Annotated in this window: 11 protein-coding genes and 1 tRNA gene; 9 read left to right on the top strand and 3 right to left on the bottom strand. The window is 66.0% G+C overall.

Annotated elements, in window-relative coordinates; translation table 11 throughout:
* Positions 1–211: 211 nt before the first annotated feature.
* From ACQP2D_RS39755 to ACQP2D_RS39770, 4 genes are all read left to right on the top strand, one after another.
* Entirely contained in the window at positions 212–1,354 is a 1,143-nt protein-coding gene (locus ACQP2D_RS39755) for an acyl-CoA dehydrogenase family protein (RefSeq protein WP_433681034.1), read from the top strand.
* An 80-nt stretch (positions 1,355–1,434) separates the two neighbouring features.
* Positions 1,435–2,268 carry a DUF1542 domain-containing protein gene (locus ACQP2D_RS39760; RefSeq protein ID WP_433681035.1) on the top strand — a complete coding sequence of 278 codons (834 nt, stop codon included), beginning with the start codon at positions 1,435–1,437 and terminating at the stop codon, positions 2,266–2,268.
* A 695-nt stretch (positions 2,269–2,963) separates the two neighbouring features.
* Positions 2,964–3,036 (top strand) — tRNA-Arg (locus ACQP2D_RS39765).
* A gap of 569 nt (positions 3,037–3,605) precedes the next feature.
* A complete protein-coding gene (locus ACQP2D_RS39770; RefSeq protein WP_433681036.1) occupies positions 3,606–3,986 on the top strand; it encodes an inositol monophosphatase family protein in 381 nt (126 codons plus the stop codon).
* A 124-nt stretch (positions 3,987–4,110) separates the two neighbouring features.
* Here the strand turns inward: ACQP2D_RS39770 and ACQP2D_RS39775 are convergent, their stop codons facing one another.
* From ACQP2D_RS39775 to ACQP2D_RS39785, 3 genes are read right to left on the bottom strand one after another with little or no spacing between them, the layout of a single operon-like run.
* A complete protein-coding gene (locus ACQP2D_RS39775; RefSeq protein ID WP_433681037.1) occupies positions 4,111–4,797 on the bottom strand; it encodes a winged helix-turn-helix transcriptional regulator in 687 nt (228 codons plus the stop codon).
* 4 nt (positions 4,798–4,801) lie between these two features.
* The gene (locus tag ACQP2D_RS39780) at positions 4,802–5,497 is read right to left on the bottom strand and encodes an alpha/beta fold hydrolase (protein ID WP_433681038.1); all 696 of its coding nucleotides are present in this window, start codon (positions 5,495–5,497) and stop codon (positions 4,802–4,804) included.
* Positions 5,494–6,438 carry an LLM class flavin-dependent oxidoreductase gene (locus tag ACQP2D_RS39785; protein ID WP_433681039.1) on the bottom strand — a complete coding sequence of 315 codons (945 nt, stop codon included), beginning with the start codon at positions 6,436–6,438 and terminating at the stop codon, positions 5,494–5,496. The genes ACQP2D_RS39780 and ACQP2D_RS39785 overlap by 4 nt, the downstream gene beginning before the upstream one ends.
* A gap of 100 nt (positions 6,439–6,538) precedes the next feature.
* Between ACQP2D_RS39785 and ACQP2D_RS39790 the strand changes: the two genes are divergently transcribed.
* The 5 genes from ACQP2D_RS39790 to ACQP2D_RS39810 all read left to right on the top strand — a co-directional run bounded on the left by ACQP2D_RS39790 (position 6,539) and on the right by ACQP2D_RS39810 (position 13,864).
* Positions 6,539–6,967, top strand: a complete 429-nt coding sequence (locus ACQP2D_RS39790) for an organic hydroperoxide resistance protein (protein WP_433681040.1) — start codon at positions 6,539–6,541, stop codon at positions 6,965–6,967.
* Positions 6,968–7,884: 917 nt separating this feature from the next.
* Positions 7,885–8,586: a hypothetical protein gene (locus tag ACQP2D_RS39795; RefSeq protein WP_433681041.1), complete on the top strand. Its 702-nt coding sequence runs from the start codon at positions 7,885–7,887 to the stop codon at positions 8,584–8,586.
* A gap of 216 nt (positions 8,587–8,802) precedes the next feature.
* Complete coding sequence (locus ACQP2D_RS39800) at positions 8,803–9,396, top strand: hypothetical protein (RefSeq protein ID WP_433681042.1); 594 nt, start codon at positions 8,803–8,805, stop codon at positions 9,394–9,396.
* A 290-nt stretch (positions 9,397–9,686) separates the two neighbouring features.
* Entirely contained in the window at positions 9,687–10,211 is a 525-nt protein-coding gene (locus ACQP2D_RS39805; RefSeq protein WP_433681043.1) for a tetratricopeptide repeat protein, read from the top strand.
* A gap of 389 nt (positions 10,212–10,600) precedes the next feature.
* Positions 10,601–13,864 carry an AfsR/SARP family transcriptional regulator gene (locus ACQP2D_RS39810; protein WP_433681044.1) on the top strand — a complete coding sequence of 1,088 codons (3,264 nt, stop codon included), beginning with the start codon at positions 10,601–10,603 and terminating at the stop codon, positions 13,862–13,864.
* The last annotated feature ends 52 nt before the right edge of the window (positions 13,865–13,916 follow it).

A 13,916-nucleotide genomic window follows, 5' to 3' on the forward strand; every position in this document is an offset into this window, starting at 1 on the left:
CCTCCGAGGGTGAGGAGTGCAACCGTAGCGACCGCTTGCAGGTCGCTCGAAATTGTCAGCTGTTCGGGGTCAGTTTCGCACAGCGGAGATCAATTACCGTTGATTGCCGACGCGCCATTTATCGGCGTCGAGTTCGATGCGACGCTGTGTCCAATTGGACACACGCGACCACCCTGCCCCGACGCGGCGCCGACCGGGTAGAACAGGTGACATGCCTGTTGACCGGATGCTGCCGACCCCCGAGGCCCGCGACCTGATCGAACTCACCCGCGAGATCGCCGATAAGGTGCTCGAGCCGCGCGTGGTCGAGTCCGAGAAGACCGGAACCTTCCCCGACGGCGTCTTTCCCGCCCTCGGCGCGGCCGGGCTGCTGAGTCTGCCGTATCCGGAGGAATTCGGCGGCGGCGATCAGCCCTACGAGGTGTATCTGCAGGTACTCGAAGAGTTGGCGAGCCGCTGGGCCGCGGTCGCCGTCGCGGTCAGCGTGCACAGCCTGTCCTGCCATCCGCTGTTCACCGTCGGCACCGATGAGCAGAAGCAGCGCTGGCTCGCGACCATGCTCTCCGGCGAAACCATCGGCGCCTACAGCCTTTCCGAGCCGCACGCGGGATCCGATGCGGCCGCACTGCGCTGCCGGGCCGCCGCGGTCGAGGGCGGATATCGGATCAATGGCTCGAAGGCGTGGATCACCAATGGCGGCCGCGCCGACTTCTACACACTCTTCGCCAGGACCGGCGAAGGGTCGCGCGGAATCTCGTGCTTCCTGGTGCCCGCCGATACCGAAGGCCTGAGTTTCGGCAAGCCGGAGGAGAAGATGGGCCTGCGCGGCATCCCGACCACCACCGCGGCCTATGACGACGCCTTTTTGCCCGCCGAAAATCTGATAGGCGTTGAGGGACAAGGACTTTCGATCGCATTCAGCGCTTTGGACTCGGGTCGGCTCGGCATCGCCGCGGTCGCGACGGGTCTCGCCCAGCGCGCCCTCGACGATGCCGTCGCCTACGCCAAGGAACGAGAGGCCTTCGGTCGCCACATCATCGATCACCAGGGCCTCGGCTTCGTTCTCGCCGATATGGCCGCGGCGGTGGATTCGGCGCGCGCGACCTACCTCGACGCCGCCCGCCGCCGCGATGCCGGGCTGCCGTACTCGCGTCAGGCCAGCGTCGCCAAGCTGATCGCCACCGACGCCGCGATGAAGGTCACCACCGACGCGGTGCAGGTGTTCGGCGGCTATGGCTACACCCAGGACTTCCCGGTGGAGCGCTATATGCGCGAGGCGAAGGTCATGCAGATCTTCGAGGGCACCAATCAGATCCAGCGCCTGGTCATTGCCCGCCAGCTCGCCGGACAATAGAGACGGCGGCCCTCCCCGCCGCCGAACTCAGCCGAGTCTCAGCTAGCGCCCAGTAAACTGGGGGCGACCTGGGACCGAGGATGAAAGGGGCGCGAGCGGTGTTGTGGCTACTGATCGGCGTCGTCATTCTGCTCGCGGCGGCCTATGTCGTCTTCCTGACGCAGCAGACCAAACAGCGTGCGGTGCGGGAATTCGACGACGCGGCCGCCGACGCCAGACAGCTGATCGAACGACTCGCGGGCCAGGTGTACAACCTCAACGGCACCAATGAGGCGGCGAAGCAGGCACTTGCGGACGCCTCGGAACGGCATATCGCGGCCGGATCGCAGATCGAGCAGGCGCGCACGCCCGCCCAGGCGCGGCTGGCCAAGCAGACCGCGGCCGAGGGCATGTACTACATCCGGGCGGCGCGCATCGCGATGGGCATGGATCCCGGCCCGGTGATTCCGGCGCTGGATGGTCAGGACACCGCGGGTCGGGTCACCGAGAACCGGGTCGTCGAATACGAGGGCCGCCAGGTCGCCGCCTCGCCGAATCCCTCGGCGGAGACGCCGAATTACTATCCGGGCGGCCGGGTCTCGGGTCGGCCGGTACCCGCGGGCTGGTACTCCGAACCATGGTGGCGGCCCGCATTGCTCGCTGGCGCATGGGGTTTGGGTTCGGCACTGCTGTTCTCGTCGCTGTTCTCCGGCATGTCCGGGGTGGGCTATGACGTGCAGGGCTTCGAAAGTGGTTATGGCGAGGGGTACCAGGACGGGCTCGATGCGGCCGGCGGGGATCAGGGCTACGACTCGGGTGATCAGGGCGGATACTCCGGCGATCAAGGCGGATACGACTCGGGTGGCGGCGGTTTCGATGGTGGGGGTTTCGACGGGGGTGGATTCGACGGGGGCGGGTTCGACGGCGGGTTCTGAGCGCCCGGCCGAGCAGCCGGTCCCACCAGAACAGCCCTCCCCTAGCGCACCCTCCCGACCGACTATCGTCTGAGACAATCGATTTACAGACGTTCAGATCCACTACGAATACGGTTCCGCCGTCGATCTTCCGCGCGGACGGGTCGGCCATCAAGGTCACCGTCCTGGAGTCAGCCCTTCCACTCCCTCTTCCTACACGAGGTTTTTCGGCCGAAGCATTCCGAATCGCCGCGGCCCGGCGGCAAGCTCGTCGACCCGGATATCGTCCACGCCAACGAGAAATGCTGCACAGTAATAACTTTCATGAATGCGCGACAGAAGCCGACCTCACGCCAGGGGCCGACACCCAGCGGAGGTCGGCTCCGCACCAGAGGCGACCGTCGGGTCGACATCTCCGGAGTCGAACGCTCGACACACCCCAGCGACCCGTCGCGACATCGAGCCACAGCTCCCGGGAGCCACCGCCGCCCCGAGCCGAGCCTCCAGCTTGCGTCATTGCATGCCCGGAGACCCACCAAACGGACCGAGCCGCAAAAACAGTCTCAGACAGTCGTTCCACCTCGGTCAACACCGATTCGATGTCGACCCGATGACGCCCCCATCACACTCCCCGCCAAATCGATGCGGCCCCTACGCACCCGACCCGGTAGACTCCCCGAAGTCCCGGTAGGCGCCCCACGGCACCCACCAGATCAGCCCTCGTAGCTCAGGGGATAGAGCACCGCTCTCCTAAAGCGGGTGTCGCAGGTTCGAATCCTGCCGAGGGCACACACCTGCGACACGTTTCCGCAGTTCAGCGGGTTTTCCTGATCCGTGCATCGCTTTCGGATCGTCAACAAAAACCGAGATGTGCAGGTCAAACGGTTGCCCTGATGCGAGCCCCCTAGGAAACACAAAACATGGGCAACCGGGCCAGCAACTCGCCGGTTCAGGACGAGCCGGCTTCGGAGCAACCCGCCTGCCATTTCAACAGTGCGGCGAGCGCCTTCGCCTGCGCGGCAGCGATGCGCTCTCCTTCCGCACCACCGACGTAACGAACCTCGAAAGACGCCGTCAACCCGTCACATACTCGACGAATTCGTCAGTGCCGCTGCCGAAATGGGGCCGATCCGCGCCGACTCCAAACACCCGCGCTGTCGCGGCGCAGTAGGCGATCGAAGGGGCGGTGTGGCGGCTTGTGTCTCGGTCTCGGTTCTATTGCCTCCAGCGCTCTCAACCGCCACCGATCACGCGCTCAGCGGCATTACGGCGCGCTGTCTTGAAGTGCGCCACGTGGTTCGGGTCGATCTTGCGACCGAGCAGTCGGCCACCTCTAGGCTCTGGTACCTGTGACCCCGATGGACGATCTGACCCTTGCTCAGCAGTTGGCCGATGTTGCCGACACCATCTCTATGCGGTACTTCTCAGCCGGGACTATCGCGACGCAGTCCAAGCCGGACGGCAGCCCGGTCACAGTGGCCGATCGCGCGGTAGAGAAAGCCATCCGCGCTCGACTCGCGAACGCCCGCCCTCAGGACTGTTGGGTCGGAGAAGAATTCGGTACTCACGGCAATGCCACACGACGGTGGGTTATCGACCCGAGCAACGGCACGAGCAACTTCTGCACGGGACGGGCCGAGTGGAGCACCTTGCTCGCAGTCGAAGACGGCGGCGAGGTACTCACCGGCATGATCTCCGCCCCGGCCCTGCAGCGCCGATGGTTGGCCTCCGTCAGATGACCTCTGCCAGTGAGGTTGGATCTTTGCCATCGAAGTTGGGCCCACCGTGTGGGTCTGTCACGACAGTTGGACCATTCTGGTCGAGGTCCAGTGGCGGGAGCGGAGTTTGGACGTCCGGCTGTGGTCAGGACGACGGCTGGTCCGTTTTCCGGTCGCGTGGGGGCGGCAGCCGGAACAGCCCCTTCAGCCTGCGCAAAGCCTCGCTGTCCCCGGACGCCGACGCGGCACCGGTCTCGATCGCGTCGGCGAAGGTCAGACCTTGGCTGGTGACGGCGAGGAACGCTGCCTCGCTGATGGTAATGGTCGCGTCGGGGTGCTGAGCAGGTCCGTGCAGCGCCTCGATCGTCCCGTCGTCGATCCGGGCGTGGAAGACCTCGTCGTCGATCCGGAACTCGTACACCGCGCGCAGCCCTGCTGCGACCTCGGCGTCGAAGCAGGCCTGTAGGCCGAGCACCGCCCACCCCGGATGGAACGCCTCGGTCTCGCGCCGTTCGCCCATGGCCCACTTCAGGCCCCAGCGGGCCAGTCCCAGGATCGGTGGTCCGAGTTCCTCGCCGGCCTCGGTGAGGGCGTACGCCGGGGTACGGGCGGGCGGTGGGAGCATGATCTTATGTGCGAGTCCCTCGCGTTCGAGGTGTTTCAGGCGGGCGGCGAGTAGTCCGGTGCCGAGGCCGCGCAGGCCGGCCTGGAGATCGCCGAATCGTTTGGGGCCGGTCAGCAGTTCGCGGATCAGCAGCAGAGTCCAGCGCTCGCCGACGAGGTCGAGGGTGCGCGCGGTCGCGCAGTACTGGTTGTAGGTTCGCTGGTCCACTTCATCACTCTAGACTTCGTGCTTCCCGATTTTGAATGAGCTCCAGGAGCATTCGGGCGAGCGGTTCAGGATGGGTGAGCATCACATTGTGCGGGCCGTCCAGCGCGAGCGTCCGGTAGCCGAGGGCCGCGCCGAATTGTTCGAACGGGTAGGTCTGTGGCCTGCAGTAGATGGCGGTGCCGGGAATCCGATCGACGGCACCACTGAGGTCAGTGGGCTCGGTGAACGTGCGCAGCGGCTGGGGGCGCAAACGCGCAGCCAGCCAGTCCGCGTCGTCGGTGTCGACGATGCCGAACGCCACCGGGGGTGGAGCCGGGATCTGCCATCCGTCCCCCCGTGTCTCGGCCGCCGCACGGATGGTCTGCACGAACACGTCGGGGGCCAGGCTGAACATGCTGGCGCCGTCTGCCCCCGCCCAGCCGTCCACGAGGACGACGTGGCCGACGGCATCGGGCCGCGCGTCGGCCGCCTCCCGGACGACCAGGCCCGAGTAACTGTGCCCGACCAGCACAAGCTCGTCGTCCAGTGCTGTGTCCAGGGTAGCGGCGACGATGGCGGCGTGATCGTGCAGCCCGTAATCCCCGACCGCGCTGAGATCCGGGATGAGGGTGTGCGCCCCGGCGGCGTGCAGCAGCGGGACGACACGCTCCCAGGCCCACCGGCCGTGCCAGGCGCCGTGGACGAGAACGAAGGTGGTCACAGTGAATTCTCCTCACGAAGTAGGGGCAGCACCTGGTCTGCGAATTCCTCCAGGCCCTGGTCGTGGTCGTCGGTGGCCAAGCGGATAACGAGATGGCGTGCGCCCGCCGCGACGTAGCCGGACAACCAGTCCGCGGTTTGACGTGCGGTACCGGCGAACACAGCCTGGATCGATGCAATGAACTCGAGTGGCGCGTTGTAGTACCGCTCGATGCTGGTCCGCAGGCGTTCGCGCGCCTTGTCCTGGTCCTCGTCCAGACAGAGCGTCGCGTACAAGGCGGGGGTGACCGAGCGCGTTGCCGTCTGCTCGATAAGTGCCCGTTCGGTCGCGTATGTCCTTGCCTCGGTCGGGTAGGGCAGCCAGCCGTCGGCGTGGCGGGCTACGCGCCGCAGCGCGGGCCCGCCGCTGGCGGCCAGCCATATCGGCGGGCCGCCCGGACGCAACGGCGGAGGTGCGAGCCGCACGTCCTCGAAGGTGAAGTGCTTGCCCTGGTAAGACACCACTGTCCCCGACCAGAGTCGCCGCATGATGTCGATCGACTCCTGCATACGGTCGATGCGGCGGCCGAATTCGATGCCGAGCGCGGCGAATTGGGCCTCGGTGTTCGGGTTGGGGAACCCGCCGCCCATGCCCGCGATCAACCGCCCGTTCGATAGCCGGTCGAGGGTGGCGAGTTGGTGCGCCAGCAGGATCGGATGGCGCAGCGCTGGTAGCAGTACCGCGGTGCCAAGCGTGACCCGTTCGGTGGCCTGGGCCACGGCGGCCAACAACAGCAGCGGATCCGCGCGCGGCCTGGTCACTGGACTCTCCCCCGCCCACACCGAGTCCAGTCCCAGCTCTTCAGCCCGCCGCGCCTGCACGACAAGCCGTCCTGGTTCGTGTTCGCCTCGAACAGTCTGGTCGCGCGTCGGCATCAGGTAGCCGATCTCCAGCCTCGCCATGTCACCTCCTGATCGTCATGAGGTTCATGAGCTTAGCTATTGACTTCCAGTTTTTGAAGTGCCAAGTTCATAAGGCAGTAGTAATGAAGGGAGAGTCTTGATGACAAAGGTGCTTTACCAGGCGCAGGCGCATGTGGCCGGAGGCCGGAATGGTCACGGGCGCACGTCCGACGGACAGCTGGATCTGGATCTGCGCCAACCCAAGGAATTGGGTGGTGACGGTGCGGGCACCAATCCGGAGCAGCTCTTCGCGATCGGGTACGCCGCCTGCTTCGGAACCACGCTCGCCCTTGTCGGGCAGCGCAGCAAGCTCCGCGTCGACGACGCGGAAATCGACTCTTCGGTCGCGTTGATCCCAATCGACGGCGGCCGGTTCAAACTCGGCGTCGAGCTGCAGATCTCGCTGCCGTCGGTCACCGGCGAGCAGGCAGTCGGACTGGTAGAGACGGCCCACCAGGTCTGCCCCTACTCCAACGCCACGCGCGGCAACATCGGCGTGACACTGGTAGTCAATGGCACCCGGCTGTGACACCGGCCCCGCTCGATTCTTGACGAGGAGAGCGACGCCTGACTGTCGGCGCCGCTTCCCACGCGGGATGAGCTCGGCTCGACTGGGAAGTCGAGCCTCGACCAGCATCCCCAGCAGCTCGGGCGCCGGTTGGCCTGCGCAACAACCCAAGCCGGATCACGCGACTGCCAAAACGGCTGGCTCGGGCCAATTCCGGTGGCACGCAACCGGATTCGGCCTGCCACTGAAGATGGCCCATCCCTGATCCACGCGTCGCCACTGTCACAGAGAGATGAAGATGAGAACGGGGCGAACCAGAACAGGGACACCTCGACGCTTAGATTGGGTAAGTACCAACGACGACCAGTCGTTTTTCAGTTGCCCATGTTTTGCGTGTCCTGCCGAGGGCACAAACTTGCGACGGCTTTTTCACAGGCCAGGGCGGTTTTTGCCGTCGCAGGTTCGAATCCTCATGGCACTGTTCGTTGTTCACACACGATTTCGAGTACCCGACCAAGATGACCTCGGCCGGTTGATCTTCAAACCTGCCCGATGGCCGCTTCGAACCGCGCGCCCAGCGGCATGTCAGTTCATGTCGAGATGTCATGCCCCCGAGGCCATGCACTGGCAGATACCCAATGATGGGAAGTTGATCGAGGCCCGGACCCCTAACCTCGGGACGAGACCGCGCCGGTCCCATCCATCATCGAAATCGAACGTCTCCGCGTTCCCCCAGAGGTTGTTGTATGACTCGCACTACGCCGCCACGTCCGGTCGATCTCGTGGCCGTCTTTCCTGAGCTGGCGCCACTGGCCCGCACCGCGACTCGGTTGCACCCCCGTCCGGGAACACCATCGGCGCACGACAGCTCGATCGGGGGGCCACTGTTGTGGCCGGCGAGCGAGCCATGGCCGTACTGCCACGCTGAGGACCACGACTTGGAACCGGAGTCCGACGGTTCGATTGCGATGGTGCCGGTCGCGCAGTTGTACGTCCGTGACGTGCCTGGTTTGTCTCCGCCCGAAGGGGCGGACCTGCTGCAAGTGTTGTGGTGCCCCTTCGAGCACGACGACGATGGTATGCCCAAGACCGCACTGTTCTGGCGGTCGGCAGCGGCGATCACCGACGTTCTGATGGATCCTCCGGAACCCGCGGAGTACGAGGAAGACCTGGTGCCCGAACCGTGCATGATCGATCCGGAACAAGTGATCGAATACCCGCATTCAGGGGAGCTCGAGGGGGAGCTTCGGCAACGAGTGGACCAGTGGACCATGGCCCAGATTCCCGGCGTCGAGTTCGGCGGTCTCGAAGACGACGATCACCCTTACAACTTCTTGTGTATCGCACCCGGATGGAAGATCGGCGGCTTTATCAGATGGGGCATGCAAGATCCCTATCCGAACCCTTGCCCCACCTGCGGCACCCCGACCGAGCCGCTACTGACGATCGCCAGCGACGAGTGGCAATCTGACATCCACCACTGGATCCCACACGAGGACCAGGCTGCCAACATCTCGTGGGGTGCTGTACAAGGCGGCCCGAGCATGCCGACCCAGATCTCTGTCTCCGACAACAACAACCAGATCATCCGAATCTGCCCGACATCACATGAGCACCCACACGTCCAGATGATGCAATAACCAATTACGCGACGAACGACCAGCTCCACGATCACCGCACAACCGCTCATCGGCTAGTTAGAGACTGGTGTGTAGACCGGATCCCGGCCAGGATTCGGTTTAGGTGCCCGGTGGGGTGCTCTCTCATGCGGCTGCCCACCGTCTGGTTTGGTGTGGCTCTCTAATTGGCTTGCCTCCCAACATGATCAGGGGCACCGACTCGATGGGAACTGGAGCGTGAGTGAGGATCAGCCTGCCATGGCGGGCCTGGGAGAAGTGCTGTCGTGCATCGGGCCGACCTGCGGGGACACCGTCAACTGGAGTGCGGCGGAGAAGATCTACGAAACTGCTTTCCCGGCCGACTATCGGTCCTTCGTGGCAGCCTTCGGCAGCGGCACGATCGAGGAGATGGTCGTCGTCTTCACCCCTGTCGTCTCCTCGGAGGAGGTGCGGATGGTGAAGGTATCGAGGCTCTCGGAGGCAGCGCTCGCGGACGAGGGGGTCAACGAGTGGGCTCCCGCCGACAGGGGCCGGTATCGGCTGGAGGACCTGCTCATCTGGGGCGGAACAGCTGCGGCCGACACTCTGTGCTGGATCACGACGGACCAGGACCCGGATCGATGGCCGGTCGCGGTGTACTCGCGCATGAACCACGAGTGGTCGGTGTACCCGTGCGGAATGGCCGAGTTCCTGTTGAAACTCGTGCGCAATGAGTGGCATCCAGGGCCGATCAGCGACACCTCGCTCGAGGGCGTGGCGGACCCGCGTTTCCTACACGACAAGGACGAGGCAGCCGCATACGAGGCGGGGCTCGACCCCTGGGAGTACTGATCCGCACGACCTGCTCAATCCCGCTCGGAGAACTTCGTCTGGTAGCGATTCGCCACCCGAACGCGCATCGGCAGTAGCGCACGTTCCAGTTGGCGGTGATGTGGTTGAGGTGTAACCGATTTCGTCCCGGAGAGGCTGCGGAGCTGGATTTGCCAAGTCCAGATCAATCGGAGTGAGGTCGAAAGGGCCAGATTGTCCGGGGAGCAGAAACGCAAGATCGCCGAGGTCGAGTAGACAGCCGAGATCCTTTCGGCGGCAACACATAGCCTTTTCGACCGTACAGTGAACGGATGAGCATCGTCTCGGAGTACGAGAAACTGATCGCCGACCAGACTCGCCTGCTGGGGCCCGATCATCCCGACACCTTGACCACTCTGCGTCGGCTCGCCGAGTTCCGTTTCGACTGCCGCGATTACGCGGGCGCGGTCGACGACTATGGGCAACTGCACACGGCACGGGCACGTGTCCACGGAGCCGACCACCCGGATACGCTGAATGCGTTGTACAACCTCGCCACCTCCCGTGCGATGACAGGCGACCTCGCCACCGCGACCGCCGACTATCAGCAGGTGTATGACTTGCGAACACGCGTGCTCGGCGCCGACAACCCAGACACGCTCCGAGCGCTCGGCGCTCTCGCCAGCTGTCGAGCAGACGCCGACGACCACGAAGGCGCCGCCGCCGACTACCAGCGACTGCTCGATGCACGAACCCGCGTGCTCGGCTCGGAGCACGAAGAAACCCTGCGCACCCGCGGAGACCTGATCTACCAGCAAAGCCGGTCGATTCCAGATCAACAGCGAACGCTGGGATAGCGCACTCTCGCCGGTCGAGCGATCAGATCCGGGTAGGCACCCACGATGATCAGCCGTTTCCCGGTTGCCCATGTTTTTGCGTGTCCTGCCGAGGGCAACCACACAGAACTGCGACCCGCCGACCAGCGGGTACGCAGTGCCCCGCTGAGAGTAATCACTTGGATTGCCCTGTAAACACCAGGAAGCAGTCGGGGATGGTTCGGCGGCATCACCTTGGACGTTGTAGGTCGTTCAACTACGCCCGACCGACGCGGTCCTCGCGACCGTCGGCCTTCGTCGGCTTCCGCTTGGGGGCACTTCGATAGCCGCAATGCGGCGAGGTCCCAGGTTCGCCCAGGTTGACGAGAGGGTCTGGGGCCACGCAGGATCAATCGCGAGATGGACGATTCATGCTGGTAAGGCTATTGGGTCCGGTGATGGTGGAGGCCGCGGACGGGACGAAGGCGTCAGTCGGGGGGCCGCGGGTGCGGGCGTTGCTGGGGTTGCTGGCGCTCGAAGCCGGGCGAGTGGTGCCGGCGGCGCGGCTGGTGGACGGGGTGTGGGGGGAGAACCCGCCAGCGGGGACCGGGAATGCGTTGCAGACCTTGGCGAGTCGGTTGCGCGCGGCGGCACCGGGGGCGGTGCGGAATGACGGGGGCGGGTATGTGCTCGAACTCGCGCCCGAGGACGTCGATGTGCATCGGTTCACGCGTGAGGTCGAGGCGGGGCGGGCATTGCTGGTGGCCGGTGCGGCCGAACGAGCCATCGCGTGCTTCGATGCCGCGCTCGCGTTGTGGCGCGGGGAGCCGTTGATCGATGCGGGGGAATCGGAGGTATTGCGCGCCGCGGCACTGCGATTGACCGAACAGCGGCTCGAGGCAGTCGAACTGCGAGCGGACGCCTTTCGAGCCTTGGGCCGAGGCGGCGAGGTATTGCGTGAGCTCCGCACGGAAGCAGCGGCACATCCGTTCCGGGAGACGCTGGCCGCACGACTGGTGCGGGCGCTGGCGGCAGCGGGACGAACATCCGAGGCGATACAACAGTTTCAACGAACCGAGACCCTGTTACTGGACGAGCTCGGCACGACACCCGCCGAGGTGCTGCGCTCGGCCCTGGCCGACATTCACACGAACGCACCCCGTAATCCCGCACTCAACGAACCTGCCATCGAGACGACGCCCGGATCGGGTCGAACGGAAGTTACGGCAGCATCCCGGACCAGCGAGACATCAAAGAGGTCCGCGCCGCTGCTGCCCAGGCGATTCACCAGCTTCGTCGGACGCGGACGCGACGTGGAAGGAGTGCGTCGGGCGCTGCGCGAGGCCCGACTGGTGACACTGTCGGGTACCGGGGGCGTGGGGAAGACCCGCCTGGCCGCTGAGACGGTCGGGGCGCACGCCATGGACTGGGCGGACGGTTACGCTTTCGTCGAGCTCGCCGCACTCGAGCGGGAACGGGCCGACCGGTCGGCCATGAACGCGGTCGGAGTGGCGATAGCGAACGCGCTCGCTCAGTTCGAGCGACCCGACGAACTGTCCACGGAATGGGCCGATGTACTGGAGCGGACGCTGTCCGGCCGCCGAATGCTGTTGGTACTCGACAACTGCGAGCATGTCGTGGAGGCGACCGCGCGCCTGATCGACGATCTGTTGCAGCGGCTGCCGCTGCTGCGGGTGCTCACCACGAGCCGGGAGCCGATCGGCGTGGACGGCGAGCGACTGTATCCGGTCCGGACCTTGGACCTGCCCGAAGGCGACGCGGGTATCGTGGCGGTCACCGCATCGCCCGCGGTCCGGCTGTTCATCGACCGCGCCACCGCGGCACTCCCGGATTTCGCACTGTCCGAGCGTAATTCCGCCGATATCCGCGCCATCGTGCGCAGCCTGGACGGCATGCCGCTGGCTATCGAACTTGCCGCCGCTCGCCTGCGGAGCCTGCCGCTGCCGGACCTCAGCGCGCGGCTCACCGATCGCTTTCGGCTGCTCACCAACAGTACTCGCCACGCGGTCCCGCGCCATCGCACCTTGCACGCGGCCGTCGCCTGGAGTTGGGGACTGCTCACCGATGCGGAAGCCGCAGCAGCCCGGCGTTTTTCGATTTTCGCGGGCGGCGCGACCTTGGACGCCATCACCCGGGTGTGCGGTCCGGACGCCATTGACACGATCACCTCACTGGTGACGAAGTCATTGGTGGACTTCGATGGACAGCGCTATCGCATGGCCGAGACCATCCGAGCCTATGCGACAGCGGAATTGACCGCCGCCAGCGATGCGGACGAGGTCGCCCGCATCCATGCCGACTGCTTCCTGGAATTCGCTGACGACGCCGCCCACGGATTACGCACTGCCGCACACCCCGATTGGCTCGCGCGGCTGATCGCCGAACACGGCAATTGCGAAACCGCGCTGCGGTGGGCGCTGGACGTCGGCGACGATGAGCGTGCGGTTCGCCTGTACGCGAATCTCGTCTGGTATTGGCTGCTGCGCGGGTTGCACGGCGACATCTCCGAACGCCGTCGCGAGGTCCTCGCCCTGCTCGGCGACACACCGCCGCCGGGGTGCACCGGGGCCTATCTGGTCTGCCGGTACGCCGAGGAGCTGCCCGCGTACTTCACCAACATCTGGTGGGGCCAAATCCGGGAGAACCCGGGGCAATTCGAGCGGCTGACCCGCGCGGCCCTCACCGAGGATCGGCCCCCGCACCCGATGTTCGTGCTCATACTGGCGCTGCGTGACCTGCTCGGCGACGACGACAGCCTGTTGACCGCGTGCACCACTTCCGACGATCCATGGCTACGCGGAAATGCGCTGATAGCACGGGGTTTCGATGAACTGGGCGGCGACCATCCGGCCCGCGCCCTGCCCACCCTGGAGGCGGCGCTGACCTGCCTGAGCGCGCACGGTGACGCCCGGTCACACAGCCGCGCCCTGATCTCCCTGGCCAGCTACCGGACTCGAATGCTCGGCCTGGACAGCGCCCGCCCGCTGATCGCGAGCGCGCTGGAACTGCTCAGCCCCGACCTGGGCGCCGGTGAGCGCATGGGCGTGCTGCTCTTCGCGGCGGAGATGCACCTGGTCGGCGGCGATACCGACAGCGCGGCAACCTATATCGACCGGGCCGAGGCCCTGATCACCCCGCACATCATCCCCGCACCAGGGCGCTTCCTGGCGGCGACGCAGGCGCACCTCGCCCACCTGCGCGGCGACAACGACCGCGCGATGGAACTGTTCCGGCGGATGTCCGAACAGCCGCTCCCCGCCGCCCCGCCACCCGCCGGACGCCACGACACAGTTCGCTTTGTGAACCTGGTCTTCGTGAGCACCGCGCACGCGGCGACCCTGGTCGCGGCGGGGCGGCCGGACGACGCGCTGCGGGAGCTGGCCGTGCCCCGCGAGCTGGCGGCCCAGACCTCGGCGGCGCTGCTGGCCGAGGTCGGTATCGGTTACGCCCTGGTCGCCCTGGCGAACGGCGCCCCGGGGCACGCGGCCCGCATTCTCGGCGCCACCGACCGGATCAACCGGAGGGCCGGGGTGATCCGCATCGGCCCGTTCCGGCGGCGGGCGCTCGATCAGGCGGAAGCGGCGCTCGGGCCCGTGCGCCTGGGCGCGGAATTCCTCGCGGGCGCCCGGCTTCCGGACGAGGCGGTGCTCGAACTGCTGCGTACCGTTCGCTGACAACGACTGTCAGCGAACGGTACGGGCCGCACTGGATGCTCGGGACGCGTAT

The sequence above is a fragment of the Nocardia sp. CA-119907 genome, from assembly GCF_050955995.1.
Lineage (GTDB): Bacteria > Actinomycetota > Actinomycetes > Mycobacteriales > Mycobacteriaceae > Nocardia.

Bases quoted from the DNA above. Each gene is read 5' to 3' on its own strand.
- ACQP2D_RS39755 (WP_433681034.1), top strand. From the start codon at position 212: ATGCCTGTTGACCGGATGCTGCCGACCCCCGAGGCCCGCGACCTGATC.
- ACQP2D_RS39770 (WP_433681036.1), top strand. From the start codon at position 3,606: ATGGACGATCTGACCCTTGCTCAGCAGTTGGCCGATGTTGCCGACACC.
- ACQP2D_RS39760 (WP_433681035.1), top strand. From the start codon at position 1,435: ATGAAAGGGGCGCGAGCGGTGTTGTGGCTACTGATCGGCGTCGTCATT.
- ACQP2D_RS39805 (WP_433681043.1), top strand. From the start codon at position 9,687: ATGAGCATCGTCTCGGAGTACGAGAAACTGATCGCCGACCAGACTCGC.
- ACQP2D_RS39810 (WP_433681044.1), top strand. From the start codon at position 10,601: ATGCTGGTAAGGCTATTGGGTCCGGTGATGGTGGAGGCCGCGGACGGG.
- ACQP2D_RS39790 (WP_433681040.1), top strand. From the start codon at position 6,539: ATGACAAAGGTGCTTTACCAGGCGCAGGCGCATGTGGCCGGAGGCCGG.
- ACQP2D_RS39785 (WP_433681039.1), bottom strand. From the start codon at position 6,438: ATGGCGAGGCTGGAGATCGGCTACCTGATGCCGACGCGCGACCAGACT.